Annotated in this window: 12 protein-coding genes; 11 read left to right on the plus strand and 1 reads right to left on the minus strand. The window is 65.6% G+C overall.

Going from position 1 to position 15,091, the window contains the following annotated elements; translation table 11 throughout:
* Positions 1–368: 368 nt before the first annotated feature.
* The gene (locus HGB41_RS07950) at positions 369–1,721 is read right to left on the minus strand and encodes a FecR family protein (protein ID WP_171082918.1); all 1,353 of its coding nucleotides are present in this window, start codon (positions 1,719–1,721) and stop codon (positions 369–371) included.
* A gap of 201 nt (positions 1,722–1,922) precedes the next feature.
* Here HGB41_RS07950 and HGB41_RS07955 point away from each other — a divergent pair, with 201 nt between their 5' ends.
* From HGB41_RS07955 to HGB41_RS08005, 11 genes are all read left to right on the plus strand, one after another.
* Positions 1,923–3,869 carry a CHASE2 domain-containing protein gene (locus tag HGB41_RS07955; protein WP_371868481.1) on the plus strand — a complete coding sequence of 649 codons (1,947 nt, stop codon included), beginning with the start codon at positions 1,923–1,925 and terminating at the stop codon, positions 3,867–3,869.
* The gene (locus HGB41_RS07960) at positions 3,866–5,128 is read left to right on the plus strand and encodes a tetratricopeptide repeat protein (protein WP_171082919.1); all 1,263 of its coding nucleotides are present in this window, start codon (positions 3,866–3,868) and stop codon (positions 5,126–5,128) included. Before HGB41_RS07955 ends, HGB41_RS07960 begins: the two co-directional genes overlap by 4 nt.
* A 46-nt stretch (positions 5,129–5,174) precedes the next feature.
* Positions 5,175–5,501 carry a VanZ family protein gene (locus HGB41_RS07965; protein ID WP_171082921.1) on the plus strand — a complete coding sequence of 109 codons (327 nt, stop codon included), beginning with the start codon at positions 5,175–5,177 and terminating at the stop codon, positions 5,499–5,501.
* A gap of 17 nt (positions 5,502–5,518) precedes the next feature.
* Positions 5,519–6,271: a Crp/Fnr family transcriptional regulator gene (locus HGB41_RS07970; protein ID WP_171082923.1), complete on the plus strand. Its 753-nt coding sequence runs from the start codon at positions 5,519–5,521 to the stop codon at positions 6,269–6,271.
* A gap of 27 nt (positions 6,272–6,298) precedes the next feature.
* Positions 6,299–6,613, plus strand: coding sequence for a colicin immunity domain-containing protein (locus HGB41_RS07975; protein ID WP_267874176.1), 315 nt, complete (start codon positions 6,299–6,301; stop codon positions 6,611–6,613).
* Between the two features lie 164 nt (positions 6,614–6,777).
* Positions 6,778–7,095: a hypothetical protein gene (locus HGB41_RS07980; RefSeq protein ID WP_212760868.1), complete on the plus strand. Its 318-nt coding sequence runs from the start codon at positions 6,778–6,780 to the stop codon at positions 7,093–7,095.
* 276 nt (positions 7,096–7,371) lie between these two features.
* Positions 7,372–8,172, plus strand: coding sequence for an ABC transporter permease (locus HGB41_RS07985; protein ID WP_308788924.1), 801 nt, complete (start codon positions 7,372–7,374; stop codon positions 8,170–8,172).
* Positions 8,172–9,395, plus strand: a complete 1,224-nt coding sequence (locus HGB41_RS07990) for an ABC transporter ATP-binding protein (RefSeq protein WP_171082926.1) — start codon at positions 8,172–8,174, stop codon at positions 9,393–9,395. The genes HGB41_RS07985 and HGB41_RS07990 overlap by 1 nt, the downstream gene beginning before the upstream one ends.
* The gene (locus HGB41_RS07995; protein WP_171082928.1) at positions 9,392–10,690 is read left to right on the plus strand and encodes an FkbM family methyltransferase; all 1,299 of its coding nucleotides are present in this window, start codon (positions 9,392–9,394) and stop codon (positions 10,688–10,690) included. The genes HGB41_RS07990 and HGB41_RS07995 overlap by 4 nt, the downstream gene beginning before the upstream one ends.
* A 35-nt stretch (positions 10,691–10,725) precedes the next feature.
* On the plus strand, positions 10,726–13,647 hold the full coding sequence (locus tag HGB41_RS08000) for a glycosyltransferase (RefSeq protein ID WP_171082931.1): 2,922 nt from the start codon (positions 10,726–10,728) through the stop codon (positions 13,645–13,647).
* On the plus strand, positions 13,640–15,091 hold the full coding sequence (locus HGB41_RS08005; protein ID WP_171082934.1) for a UbiA family prenyltransferase: 1,452 nt from the start codon (positions 13,640–13,642) through the stop codon (positions 15,089–15,091). The genes HGB41_RS08000 and HGB41_RS08005 overlap by 8 nt, the downstream gene beginning before the upstream one ends.

The following is a 15,091-nucleotide window of genomic DNA, read 5'->3' on the forward strand; positions in this document are numbered from 1 at the left end:
CAAAAAGAAAGATCGATCGATCAAAGTTGAATCAGTTAGTGCAAGAGTGCTGATGCACATCTGTAAGCCCAACGAGCCGCATCATGACAGATGCCTTGCCGCTCGAGATGTGATGACCATCACAAATTCCGGAAAGTTTTCTGAAAATCGACAAAATTTATACAAATACGGCGGGTATTACGCGTGATGAATAGATTCTGTTAAATTCTTGGCAAAACTTATCTAGCGAGGAATAACTTTATGCTTACATCTTGTTACAGCATATGTATTAGCGGAGTAATTGTTTTATCTGCCAGCTTATTAAAAAAATGATCATTGAATGAAAAACCCCGGCATCGCCGGGGTTTTTATCGAAGAGATCGAACTGCTCAACGCCAAGTTGCGGCGCCGTTCACCGTACGCTTGTCGTCCAGCCGTCCTTCGAAGATATAGGCTGCAGAACCGCCACGCTCGTTAGTGAGCAGGCCCTGCACATTCAGGATGCCATGACGCCCCTCGGCCGCATTGCTGAACAAACGGCCATCGTCCCTCACCGCGCCTTCGGCGCTGATGCGCACGACATCGGTCGCGGTCGTGACATCCATTCCGGTGCTGAAGCTGCGCTTGCCGAAATCAACCGTCAGGCTGCCGTTGGATAAAGTGGCAGGCGCGGCAACGGTATTTCCGAAGCCATATTCCGTTGTCACCACTGCTTCGCTGCCACGCAATGCGAAACCGACGGTCCCGTTATTCGGAGCGACATAATCTTTTCCTGGCGAGCGGAACAGTGCGAAATATCCGGACAGTGCCAATAATTCATTCTTTTTACGCTCTTCGGCCAAATCGAGATTGGCATGGCTTCCCAGCAGCGGCTGCCAGCGTCCCCAGACCGCAACCCGCTTGGGCAGGGCCGGCACCTCGACCACAGGCGGCGGCATGGTCACCACCGGCGGGGTCGGCTCCGGTACCGGCACAGGTACCGGGGCAGGCGGCACCGTTGTCACCAGCTTTTCGATGACCTGATTCAAGCCGGCATTTTTCCTGGCTTCCACGCCTGCATTGACTTGGGTCGACGCGGCCCCGCCACTCTTGGCCAGCGGCTCGTCCCCACGCGGCGGCGACACCTGGTCCGGCGACAGCGGGCTGCTCTGCAAGACCTGCGCCGCCTGACCGCGCTGGACCTGCACCAGCTGGCCGCGCTGGGCGGCACTCAGTTCACGGCTCGCGCTGCCCTCGCACGGGCCGGCGCCATCAGGACGGCAGCCAGGGGTAAAGCCACTGACCACCACGCCGCCGGAAATCACGGCCACGCGCGAGGTGTCGTCATTGGTAAAGACGGTAAAGTCGGTGCCGCGCACGCCGATCGCCGCCACCGGGGTATTGAAACGGAAGTTCTGGCGCGCCAGTTTCACCGCCTCGCCCGACTTGCTGCGCGCGACGCCGCTGAGCAGCTCGAGCTTGATGCGGGTGTTGGCCGGGTTCTTCTGGTCGATATGGTAGGTGACGATCCGCGCCCTGGTATTCGGGCGCAGGATGAACAGGCCGTTGTCGACCGTCTTCACATAGATGAAGCCGTCGGTACCGGTGCTCAGCATCTGGCCTTCGGCCACGGGCGCACCTTCGCGCGCGGAGGCCTCGCCTGCCTTGGCATTGCCGGCAACGAAGATGATCTTGCCCGCATCGGCCGCATGGGCAGCATGCGCCGCGCTCACGAGCAGCGCAGTAAGTAATAGTTTTTGCAAGATGATTCCCCTTTTCCTTCCAATGTACCGTGCCGGCAATAGACGGTTCTGTGATGTCTGTCACATTTTATCGGAAAGGATGGGTTCGCTCCCCAAGTATTACATTTCGTAATCTTCCCAGTTAACCAATGCGCGGCAGCAACTGCGCGCGTTATACTCACTTATTCGTTTAACTGAAAGTACGCCTGTACACTGCTGCGCGTGGCTGAATCCCGATCACAAGCCCGACCCCATGGACGCTGGGTCATTGCTGCGCTGGCCTTCCTGGTGACCTTGTGGTCGCAGTATGGAAACCTGGCGCAACTGTCGTTCGCCAGCAACGCGCCGGCCGGCGCCGCCGGCACGCGGGCAGACTTGTTGTTTTTGCCCAACGAGCGCTTGCGCGACGCCTTCCTCCGCATGCAGGCCAGCAGCGCGCCCGAGCCGCGCATCCTGGTGGTGGACATCGACGAAGCCTCGCTGACCGAACTTGGCCCCTGGCCCTGGCCGCGCGAGCGCCTGGCCCACCTGGTCGAGATCCTCCTGACTGAATACGGTGCGCGCGGCGTCGCCCTCGACATCGTGCTGCCCTCCGCCAGCGGCACGCCAGGGGACATGCGTCTGGCGCTGCTGGCCCGGCATGGCCCGGTGGTGCCGGCACAGGCCTTCGACTTCGATCTGGCCGGAACCCGGCCGCAGCAACTGCGCGACGGCCACCTGGGCGGCGCTACCCCTCTATATAAAGAAGGCATTCCGGCCAGCGGCTATGTCGGCAACTACCCTGCTCTGGCAGCGGCGCCGCAGATCGGCGCCATCGGCTTCATTCCCGACCCCGACGGCGCGCTGCGCAGGGTGCCGCTGCTCACCCAGTTCGAAGGCCGCCACTATCCGGCCCTGGCGCTGGCGCTGGTGAACTGCTGCGCCGGTAACGGGCCCCTGGAACTCGACAACACCGGGCTGATGCGCGTGCCCTACCGGCGCGACTGGTCGGCCTATACCGTGGTGAGCGCCGCCGACATCCTGGCCCAGCGCATCGTGCCGTCCAGCGCCGCCAGGCGCCTGGTTGTGGTCGGTTCGTCGTCGCTGGGCATGGCCGACCGGGTCGAGACCCCGCTGGCCGCCAGCCGGCCCGGCCTGGGCGTGCAGGCGACGATCCTCTCGGCCCTGCTCGACCGCCAGCAAGGCAAGACGCCCGCCCCCTGGCCCGGCCGCCTGATTGCCTGCCTGTTTGCGCTGGCCTCGGTGGTGGGCTGCATGCTGCTGTTCCCGCGCCTGTCGGCGGCCGCCAGCGTCGGGCTGCTCGCTGCCGGTTCGGCCGTGTGGCTGGGGCTCGCCTATGTGGTGAGCGCCCACGACCCTGATTTCGCGCCGGTGGGACCGCTCGCCACCAACCTGTTCCTGCTGGCGGTGGCGGTGCCCTACCAGTGGCAGGTGGCCCAGGGCCGTTCGCGCCACCTGCTGCAGACCTTGCGCCAGTACGTGGCCCCGGCCGTGGTCGAGGAACTGCTGCGCAGCGAAGAAGACGACCCGCTGTGCCCGCGCCAGCGCGACGTCACCACCCTGGTGGCCGACATGGAAGGCTATACCGGCCAGGTCGAGACCCTGCCGGTGGCCGAGGCGGCGCAACTGACGCGCGACTTCCTCGACTGCCTGACCGGGCCGGTGATCGACCACCAGGGTACGCTCGACAAATATACCGGCGACGGCATGATGGCCTTCTGGGGCGCGCCGCTGCCGCTGGAACAGCATGCCGACCTCGCGCTCGATGCCGCCCACGCCATCACGCGCCGGGTGGCGAACCTGAGCCGCCAGCGCGAACGCGCCGGTTTCAAGCCGCTGCGTGTGCGGATCGGCATCGAAAGCGGCGTCGCAATGGCCGGCGATTTTGGCACTTCGTTCCGAAGCATCTATACTGCGGTTGGCGACAGCGTCAACACCGCGGCCCGGCTCGAGCAGGTCGCCCGCGATTTCCCCCACAACGTCATCATCGGCCCCGGCGCCGTCGCACGCGCGCGCCGGCACCGTTTCGTCGCCCTGGGCGAGCGCCTGCTGCGCGGTAAAGAAAAACCAACGCCTTTGTATACTTTCGACACCAGCATGAACCATCCGGGCACGCCCCTTGCGGCCACCCAGCCGGCAGTGCCGGCCGATACGAGGCCGCACGCATGATGCGCCGGGTTTTCGTTCATCTCTTCGCCGGCCTGCTGGCCTGGCCGGCGGCGTTTGCGCAGGCCCAGGACATCGCCCCAGACACGCCGCCTGCAAGCGTCCCCGGCGCCCAGGACGCGCTGTACCAGAACGCGCTGCAGTCGCTGGCCGAAGGGCGCAAGAACGACGCCTCGGAAACCCTGGCGCGCCTGATCGAGCAGGCGCCCCAGCACGCCGGCGCCCTGATCGACCTGGCGCTGATCCAGTGCAGCCTGGGCAATGCGGACGAGGCCGAGCGCCTGTTCGCCACCATCGAGACCCGTTTTTCGCCGACCCGCGAAATCCTCGAGCTGATTGGCGAAGCGCGCGACAGCGGCTGCAAGCCGACCGCCCCGGCCAGTTCGGCCAGCGTCAACATCGGCCGCGGCGTCGATGACAACGTCAACCAGGGCGCCAGCAACTCCACCTTCATCGTCACCGGCCCGGATGGCGACATCGAACTGCCGCTGCTGGAAGACTTCCTGCCCAAGCGCGACGGCTACACGACGGTGGGCGCGGACTACGTACGCTCGCTCGGCAGCAACGGCAGCCTCGGTTTCATGCAATTCCAGCAGCGCCGCTACGACAGCATGCGCGCCTACGATACCGGCGCGCTGTATGGCGGAATCGAATCGCCATGGCGTTTCGGCGCCTGGACCCTGCGCACCACCGGTTCGCTGGGCGTGACGACCATGGGCGGCCGCGCCTACCAGAAGCAGGCCCAGGTCCAGGCCCGGGTCGCGCCGCCGCTGCCGCTGCCGGCCAATACCCAGCTCTACCTCACCGCCAGTGCGACCCACACCAAATACCTGACCCTGCGCACGTTTGACTCCGACGTGCTCGAAGCGCGCGCGCTGCTGGCCCACCAGGCCGGGACGCTGGCCGCCAGCGCCACTGCCGGCTTGTTGAGCGACCGCGCGCGCAGCGACCGCCCGGGCGGCAACCGCCATGGCAACTACCTGACGCTGTCCGTGCGCCGGCCGCTCGGCTGGGACACCAGCGGCGAGCTGGCATGGACGCGCCAGCAATGGGACAGCGCCTCGCCCTACTCGCCTGAGCTGCTGATCGACCAGGTGCGCGCCCAGCGCACCCAGGTGTTGCGCGCGACCCTGACTTACCAGGTCGCCAAGAACCAGACTGTTGCGCTGGAGGGAAGAATGGTGCGCAACCGCGAGAACATCAGCATCTTTCAGTACAATAACCGGCAGCTACAGCTGAGCTGGCAATGGCAGTACCCTTGACGCCGGCGCTACAATCGCAGGGCTCAATTAGGGGAAAGACTTGCCGATGGCGCCAGATGTGATGTTGTTTGCCTGCGCTGCAGCCGGGCTCGGGGCCGGTTGCCTGGTGCCGAACCGCTGGCTGCCGCCCCTGCCCAACGACAAGCTGCTGCATTTCGCCGGGTTCGCCCTGCTGACCGTACTGGCGCTGCGGGTCGCGCAAGGACGTCTCGAGACCGCCTGGTGGCTGGCCGGCTTGCTGCTCGGTGGCTGGCTGGTCGAATGCCTGCAGGGCCTGGTGCCCGACCGGCGCTTCTGCTGGCGCGACCTGGCCGCCAACGCGGCCGGTATCTCCTTTGTTGCCCTCCCCGCCTACGCCACCGGGCATTTTTGACGAGACCTGACCCTTCGATGAGTTCTTCCGCCAAGCTTCCCCAGCGCCGTGACCAGCCTGAACCGCCCGCACCGCAGGAGGTACAGGAACGCCAGGTCCAAATCCACCTGCGCAAGATCCCGCTGCTGTCCGAACTGACGGATGAGGAGATCCTGCAGGTCCGGGGCGAACTGCGCTTCCGCCATTACCCGAAACGTTCGGTGGTGCTGCACAAGGGCGGCAGCGGCGACGGCCTGCTGTTCCTGCTGTCGGGCCACCTGCAAGTGGTCGACGTGACCGAAGACGGCCGCTCGGTCGGCCTGCGCATGCTGTCGGCCGGCGACTTCTTCGGCGAAATCGCCCTGATCAACGATTCGACCCGCTCGGCGTCGGTGGTGGCGACCACCGAAGTGCTGGTGGCGTTTTTGCCGGCCACGGTCGCCCTGCACCTGTTCTCGCATTCGCCCTCGGTGGCGCGCAAGATGCTGGGCCACCTGGCGCAGAAGATCCAGCGCGACTCCGAATTCCGCGCCCTGCTCAGCATTAACAACACGACGCGCCGCATCTTTACCTATATCGCGCTGATGCAGCAGACCGACGGTCCCGACGGCACGCGGGTGGTCGAGAATTTGCCGACCCACCAGGACATCGCGAATATGATCAATACCAGCCGCGAGACGGTGACACGGGCGCTGCTGACCTTGGTGCAGCAGGGAGTGGTGCAGAAGGAGGCGCACCGGTTGATCATCCTGGATCCGGTGGCTTTGCAGAGGCTGGTGCAGGGGGGGTGATCGTCACTGGCTGTGATTTGAGGACACATGAGCTATCTACGGAATGAATTCGCTTATCGTGACCTTATGCAGCAGTTCATCCGCATGTCACTGGATGCGGATGAGTTCACATGTCAATTTCTGCAACAATGGCGCTCTGACCGGGACGCGCAATGGGCTGCGATCTCGCAAGGCATCAAGGTCAGCACTGAAGAGCGCGCATTTTCCGACATAGTAGACCGGGCCTTTATCGCTGTTGATTGCTATTCGCCCACTCCGTCGCACACGCTCCACCTTTCGGCAGTACGCCTTCGCGTGGAAATTTCCGAGCTGTTCAAACGACAATGGCAAACCGGCGACTAGGCTTGCGGCCACGTCCCAATTCACTTTGTCGCTGATGTGCGCCAGGTTCCGGTCGCCGGCAGAACACGCGGCCACCGGTAGCGATACCCGCAAGGCCGTGATACATTTCTGGCATGACCGGCGCCCTGCCGGCTTCATCGCATTTTCATCCCAGGAGACCCACCATGAGCACCCTGACCGGCAACAGCCTCGACTCGAAGCACAGCCTCGGCAAAAGCATCTCGTGTGTGGTGGCGGTGACTGCTGCCGTGCTGATGATTCCGCTGGTGGCGATGCAGTTCACGGGTGAAGTGGACTGGACGGGGTCGGATTTTGTCGTTGCGGGAATCCTGCTGATGGTGACCGGGCTGGGGTTCGTGTTTGCGTCGCGCAAGGTGAAGACGGCGACGCAGCGCGTGCTGGTGGGCGGGGTGATTGCGCTGGCGTTCGTGTATGTGTGGGCGGAGCTGGCAGTGGGGATTTTTACCAATTTGGGTAGTTAGGATTTTTTAGCGCGTTTCGATGACGCGACGGTGCGTTGAACGCGTGGGCGGGAGACCCGCCCACGCTACGTATAGACGAGCGCTGTGGGCGCGTATGCCTGCGATCGCCACTACACCTCCGTGACAATTTCTTATTGACTTAAGACAAGATGTTACATCTGTAACAACGGAGCGGCTGTTGGATGAAGTATAATTTCGGGCTCATCCGGCTCAGCCATTCCACATGACCAACACCCTGACGCACCCGACCGGGGCGCTGCCAGCACGGGCCGCCTCATGATCTCGCCCCTGATGCTGCGAGGCCTGTGGGCCTACCGCGGTTTCGTGCTGGGCAGCGTCAAACGCGAATTCCAGTCGAAATACGTGAACGCCATGCTCGGCGCCGTCTGGTCGGTGCTGAGCCCGCTCGCAATGATTCTCGTCTACACCGTGATCTTTTCCGAGGTCATGCGTGCCAAGCTGCCCGGCAACGATTCGGGCGCGGCCTATTCGATCTACCTGTGCGCCGGCATCCTGACCTGGGGCCTCTTCGCCGAGATCGTCGCCCGTGGCCAGAACATGTTCCTCGAGCAGGCCAACCTGATCAAGAAGATCAGCTTCCCGCGTATCTGCCTGCCGCTGATCGTCGTGTTCAATGCGCTGGTCAATTTCGGCATCATCTTCGGGCTGTTCACAGTCTTCCTGGTCGCGACCGGCAATTTCCCGGGCCTGGTGTTCTTCGCCATCGTCCCGGTGCTGCTGCTGCAGGTCCTGCTGGCCATTGGCCTCGGCATGGTCAGCGGCATCCTGAACGTGTTCTTCCGCGACGTCGGCCAGTTCGTGACCATCGCCATGCAGTTCTGGTTCTGGCTCACGCCGATCGTCTACCCGGCCAGCATCCTGCCGGAAGAAGTGCGGCCGGTGCTGGTCTATAACCCGATGGCGGCGGTGGTGCAGGCGCACCAGCAGATCCTGGTCGAAGGCCGGTTGCCCGACTGGAATTCGCTGATCCCCGCAGCGCTGATGGCGCTGCTGCTGTGCATCCTCGGCATGCGCCTGTTCCGCAAGCGCTCGGGCGAAATGGTGGACGAACTCTGATGGGCACGATCGCCGTTTCGAACCTGGGCAAGGCCTACAAGCAGTACCCGACGCGCTGGTCGCGCCTGGGCGAATGGCTGCTGCCGATGCGCGGCCCGCGCCACAAGCTCAAATGGGTGCTGACCGATATCAGCTTCCGGGTCTCGCCCGGCGAAGCCGTGGGCCTGATCGGCATCAACGGTGCAGGAAAAAGCACGCTGCTCAAACTCATCACCGGCACCACCCAGCCGACCACCGGGGCGGTCGCCATGGAGGGCCGCGTGGCGGCCCTGCTGGAGCTGGGCATGGGCTTCCATCCCGACTTCACCGGCCGCCAGAACGTCTATATGGCGGGCCAGCTGCTGGGCATGACGGTGCCCGAGATCACGGCGCTGATGCCGCAGATCGAAGACTTCGCCGGCATCGGCGAGTACATGGACCAGCCGGTGCGCGTCTACTCGAGCGGCATGCAGATGCGGGTGGCCTTCTCGGTCGCCACCGCGCGCCGCCCGGACATCCTGATCGTGGACGAAGCGCTGTCTGTGGGCGACGCCTATTTCCAGCACAAGAGTTTCGACCGCATCCGCCAGTTCCGCAAGGAGGGCACTACCCTGCTGCTGGTCTCGCACGACAAGCAGGCGATCCAGTCAGTGTGCGACCGCGCCATTTTGCTCGACGGCGGGCGCCTGGCGAAAGAAGGCAAGCCGGAAGAAATCATGGACTACTACAACGCCATGATCGCCGAGCGCGAAAACGAAACGGTGCGCCTGAACGGCACCAGCGGCGGCAAGGTGCAGACGGTTTCCGGCACCGGCGAAGCGACCGTCTCCGACATCGCCCTGATCGACGAGACGGGCGCGCGGGTCGAGGTGGTCGACGTGGGCGCGGCCGTGACCCTGGAAGTGCGGGTGCAGGCAAAGGCCGCGATCCCGCGCATGGTGCTCGGCTACATGATCAAGGACCGCCTCGGCCAGCCGATGTACGGCACCAATACCCACCTCAAGGGGCTGCCGCTGGAAGCGGTCGGCCCCGGCGAAGAAGTGGTCTACCGCTTCGCCTTCCCGATGAACCTCGGCCCCGGCACCTATTCGGTCGCGACCGCGATCGTCAGCACCGAGACCCACCTGGTGAACAACTACGAGTGGCGCGACCTGGCCCTGGTGTTCACCGTGATGAACATGCGCCGCCCGCACTTCGAGGGTTCGGCCTGGCTCGACCCGGCCATCGACATACAACGCACATGACTTTAATCTCCTACGCCCAGAACCTCGAGGACGTGCTGCTGTGGCGCGTGCTCGGGCACGTGAAAAACGGCTTCTACATCGACGTCGGCGCCAACGATCCCGAAGAGCATTCGGTGACCAAGGCCTTCTATGACGCCGGCTGGCGCGGCATCAGCATCGAGCCCCTGCCCAGCTTCCACCAGGCCTTCCTCGACCAGCGCCCGCGCGACGTCAACCTGGCGGTGGCCGCAGGCAGCTCGGACGGCGAACTGACCCTGTACGACGTGCCGGCCGTGCGCGGCTGGGCCTCGCCCGACCAAATGGTGGCCGAACTGCACCGTTCCGAAGGGCACGAAGTCGCCGAACTGACCGTCCCGGTGCGCACCCTCGCTTCGGTCTGCGAAGAACACGTGCAGGGTGAGATCCACTTCCTGAAGGTCGACGTCGAAGGCTTCGAAGGCGAAGTGCTGCGCGGGATGGACTTCGTGCGCTGGCGCCCGTGGGTGCTGGTCATCGAGGCGACCCTGCCGAACAGCCGCGCCACCAACCACGCGAGCTGGGAGCACCTGGTGACCGGGCAGCGCTACCGCTTCGCCTGGTTCGATGGCCTGAACCGCTATTACGTGGCAGAGGAACACACGGACCTGATGGCGCATTTCGGCATCCAGCCGAACGTGTTCGACGACTATATTTCGCACCACCTCGACAAGGCCTGGGCCTCGTCGAAGGCACTCACGCATTCCCTGCGCGAATCCGAGCGCCACGCCGCCGAGACCGGCCAGCGTGCGGACGCCATTGCCCGCGAAGCGGCCGAGCTGCACGACCGGCTCGATACCGCCTGGGCGCGCGCCGAGCAGCTGGCCCAGGAAAAGATGCATGCCGACGCCAGCATCGCCGCCCTCCAGCAGGCAGTGGCAGCCGAGCAGGCGAACGCCGAAAAGCTGCTGGCCTGGGCGAAAAGCCTGGAAGCGACCGTCATTGCCACCCACAACAGCACCTCGTGGAAGATCACCCGTCCGGTGCGCGCGCTCGGCAACCTGGTTCATTCGCTGCGCCGGCCGGAACTGGTGCGCCGCATCCTCACACGCCTGACCCGCAACGAAGCGCTGCGGCGCCTGCTCATCCCGGTGCTGCTGCGTTTCCCGCCGCTGGGCCGGCGCGTGCAGGCCTCGCTGGCCGCCCTCAAGCAGTTGCCGCCCGAGCCGCTGCCGGAAGGCGTCAAGCCGGTGCCGGATGCCTTGCGCGGCGTGCCGGCCTCGGTGCGCGGCGTGCTGGCCGACCTGGAACGGGCGCGCCACCACCATACCAGCCGCTGACCCATTCAAGGTTAGCGCCAAAGGCTTACTGAACTATGCGTATCGTTATCGACCTTCTTGACAACCACGGCCGCGTGGACCCCGCCGCGCTGGCGCTGACGCAGGAATTGCTGCGCCAGGCCGGTGACCGTGAGGTGCATGTCGCCGTCCCGCTGCTCGATCCGCTTACACTGGAGATCCTGCGTGCCGGCGGCCTACTGCCGCCCGACCGCGTGCGGGCCTTCGACCTGCCGGCCGGGGGCCGGGTGCGCGCCCTGGTGCGCCAGCATGCGCTGGCCAGCCTGGCCCCAGGCGTGGTGCTGGCGCCGGTGCGCGCGGCCGGCAAGCGCGCCGCCACGGCAGGGACTGCACCCTACCCGGTGCTGGAAACCGAATGCCGCGGCGTGAACGTCGCCACCCTGCTCACCGCGCTCGACGCCACCGCGGCAGAACCGCTGTCGCCGGTAACTGGCGCCCGGCCGCGCCTGGCCTACGTGTCGCCGCTGCCGCCGGAAAAATCGGGCATCGCCGACTACAGCGCCGAACTGGTGCCGGAACTGGCGCAGTACTACGACATCGAACTGGTGGTGGACCAGGACCCGGAACTGGTCCTCGATGCGCGCCTGGCCGGTCTCCCCCTGCGCAGCGCGGACTGGCTGCGCGAGCACGCGCATGATTTCGAGCGCGTGGTCTACCACTTCGGCAATTCGCACGCCCACAAGCACATGTTCGGGCTGGTGCGCGAGGTGCCCGGCATCGTCGTGCTGCACGACTTCTACCTGTCCGGCGTGCTCGACAACCTCGAGCGCGAGGAATACCTCGACAAGGGCTTCCTGCAGGCGCTGTACGAGTCGCACGGCTATACCGGCCTGCTCGGGCACCGTAGGGAAGGCCGCAACCCGTCGATCTGGAAATACCCGCTCAACAAGGGCGTGCTCGACAAGGCCAGCGGTGTCATCGTCCATTCCGACTTCTCGCGCGAACTCGCGGAGCAGTGGTACGGAAAAGGTGCCGCCGACGGCTGGCGCACCATCCCGCTGCTGCGCGGCCGCCAGGGGGGCAGCGCAACGCAGGATGCACGCAATGCAGCGCGTGCGGCCCTGGGGCTGGAGGGCGACGCTTTTGTTGTCGCCACCTTCGGCATGCTGGGCCGCACCAAGCTCAACGCCGAACTGCTGGAAGCCTACCTGGCCTCGCCGCTCGCGCTCGACCCCAACTGCCACCTGGTCTTCATCGGCGAGAACGATCCCGGTCCGTATGGCGAAGAGCTGCGCGAACAGATCCTCGCCAGCCCCGCAGCCGGCCGCATCCGCATCACCGGTTTCGTCGATGCCGCGGTCTATGCCCACTACCTGGCCGCCGCCGACGTCGCGGTGCAGCTGCGTTCGTCCACCCGCGGCGAGACCTCGGCAGCGGTGCTCGACTGCCTGCTGTACGGCCTGCCGACCATCGTCAACGCCCACGGCTCGACGGCTTCGCTGCCCGATACGCTGCTGGTGAAACTGCCCGACGAATTCACGGTGGGCCAACTGGTCGGCGCTCTGTCCAGCCTGCGCGGAGATGCCGCGCTGCGCGCCCGCTTGTCGGCGCGCGCGCTCGGGCACATGGCCGAACACCATGCGCCGGCCCACGTCGGCGCCCTGTACCGCGACGCCATCGAAGATTTTGCCCGGCACGGCGAGCATGCCGCCTACCAGCAGCTGGTACGCGCGGTGGCGCCGCTATGCCCGGCCCAGGAACTGCAGGACCTGGCGGCGGCCATCGCCTTCAACCGCGCCCCGGCCCAGCCGCGCCAATTGCTGGTGGACGTCTCGGCGGTGGTGCAGTCCGACCTCAAGACCGGCATCCAGCGCGTGGTGCGCAGCATCCTGCTGGCGATGATCGCCGACCCGCCGCCGGGCTTCCGGATCGAGCCGGTGTACTCGCATGGCGGCAACCGCAGTTACCATTATGCGCGCCGCTTCGGCCTCGGCATGGTGGGTGAAACCGAGCTGGCGCTGGAAGACGCGCCGGTCGACCTGCGCCCCGGCGACATCTTCTTCGGCCTCGACCTGTTCACCACCGGCACCTCGCAGAACGAGCAGCTGCTGCTGTCGATGCGCGACCGCGGCGTCGGCGTTTATTTCGTCGTGTTCGACATCCTGCCGATGCTGCGCCCGGACGTCTTCCCCTTCGGCACCGAACAGTATTTCGGCGACTTCCTGCGCACGGTGCACAAGGTGTCGGACGGCGTGCTGTGCATCTCGCGCGCGGTGGCCGACGAACTGGCGGCCTGGATCGAGCGCGAAGGCTTGAAACGCCGCACGCCGCTGCAGCTCGGCCACTTCCACCTTGGCGCCGACATCAACGCCAGCGCGCCGAGTTTTGGTTTGCCGCCGGATGCCGACCAGGTGCTGGCGGCGCTGGGCGAACGCCCGAGCTTCCTGATGGTGGGCACGGTCGAGCCGCGCAAGGGCCACACGCAGGCGCTGGCCGCCTTCGAACTGCTGTGGGAGCGCGGCGAGGACGTCAACCTCGTGGTGGTGGGCAAGCAGGGCTGGATGATGGAGAAGCTGTGCGAGCGCATGGCCGCGCATCCGGAAAAATCGAAGCGCCTGTTCTGGCTGCCGGGCATCTCGGACGAGATGCTGCTCAAGCTGTACGCCGGCTCGGCCGCCCTGCTGGCGCCGTCGGAAGGCGAAGGCTTCGGCCTGCCGCTGATCGAAGCGGCCCAGAAGGGCATCCCGATCCTGGCGCGCAGCCTGCCGGTGTTCCGCGAAGTGGCGGGCGAGCACGCCTATTATTTCGACGGCCTGGCCCCGCAAGACCTGGCGGCTGCCGTGAGCGCATGGCTGGCCCTGCAGCGCGAGGGCAAGGCGCCGCAATCGACCGGCATGCCCTGGCTGACCTGGGACGGCGCCGCGCAGCAGGTGCTGGACGCGCTGGTGCGCCGGCAGTGGTACCGCACGCTGCCCGGGACGGACGACCGCCATGCTTGAACGCGACATCGCCGGCGACCGCGCCGGCGACCTGCAGCGACCGCTGGTCGTCGACCTGGACGGCACGCTGATCCATTCCGACCTGTTGTGGGAATCGATCGTGCTGTTCCTGAAGACGAACCTCCTGCGCGCCTGGCTGCTGCCGTTCTGGCTGTTGGCGGGCAAGGCCGGTTTCAAGGAGCGCCTGGCGAACGCGGTCGAACTCGACCCCGCCGCCCTGCCCTATGACCGCACGGTGCTGGCCATGGTCGGCACGGAGCGGGCACGCGGGCGCACCGTGGTGCTGGCCACCGGCGCCCAGCGCCGTTTCGCCGAGCAGGTAGCAAGGCACCTGGGCCTGTTCGACCTGGTGCTCGCCACCGGCGACGGCATCAACCTGACTTCGCATAACAAGGCACGCCGCCTGGCCGAGCTGTATGGCGCACAAGGCTACGACTACATCGGCAACTCGCGCGCCGACCTGCCGGTATGGCTGGGCTGCGCGCATCCGCTGTCGGTCACGCATAAACCTTTTCGCCTGGCGGACGGCCGCGCCACGGTCCATTCGGGCAGCGTGCGCGGCGGGGTTGCCCACGCCCTGTTCAAGGCGCTGCGCCCGCGCCAGTGGCTGAAGAACCTGCTGGTGTTCGTGCCGATGCTGGCGGGCCATGCGCTCGACCTGCCGACCTTCATGGCCTCGCTGGTCGCCTTCGTGGCGTTCTCGCTGTGCGCCTCCAGCGCCTACCTGCTCAACGACGCGCTGGACGCCCAGGACGACCGCGTCCACCCGACCAAGCACACGCGCCCGATCGCTTCGGGCGCCTTGCCGCTGCCGCTGGCGCTGGCGGCCAGCCCGCTGCTGGCCTTGGGCGCCATCGCGCTGTGCGCAACGTATAACCCGCTGCTGCTGGCGGCAGTCGGCGTGTATTTTGCTACTACCGTGGCCTATTCGGCCTGGCTCAAGCGCCTGCTGATGATCGACATCGTCACGTTGGCCATGTTGTACAGCCTGCGCGTGCTGGGCGGCGCCGCCGCGACCGGCATCCCGCCCTCGTTCTGGCTGCTGGCCTTCTCGTTCTTCATTTTCCTGAGCCTGGCGCTGCTCAAGCGCCACAGCGAATTGATCAACCTGCACAACCAGGGCAAGGACAAGACCCGCGGGCGCGGCTACACCACCGCCGACAAGACGCCGGTGGGCATCATGGGCATCAACAGCGCTTTCGTCTCGGTGCTGATCTTCATGCTCTATTTTAATTCCGACAACGTGCTGGACCAGTACCGCACTCCCGAATGGCTGGCCGGGATCCTGCCCTTGCTGGTGTTCTGGCTCGGCCGCCTGTGGGTGCTGTCCTTCCGCGGCCAGGTCAACGAAGACCCGGTGCTGTACGTCAGCAAGGACAAGGTCAGCCTGGTGGTCGTGGCCTGCTGCCTGGCGCTCGCCACCCTCGCTTCGTACGGAGCATGA

Source organism: Telluria aromaticivorans, assembly GCF_013003915.1.
Taxonomy (GTDB): domain Bacteria; phylum Pseudomonadota; class Gammaproteobacteria; order Burkholderiales; family Burkholderiaceae_D; genus Telluria; species Telluria aromaticivorans.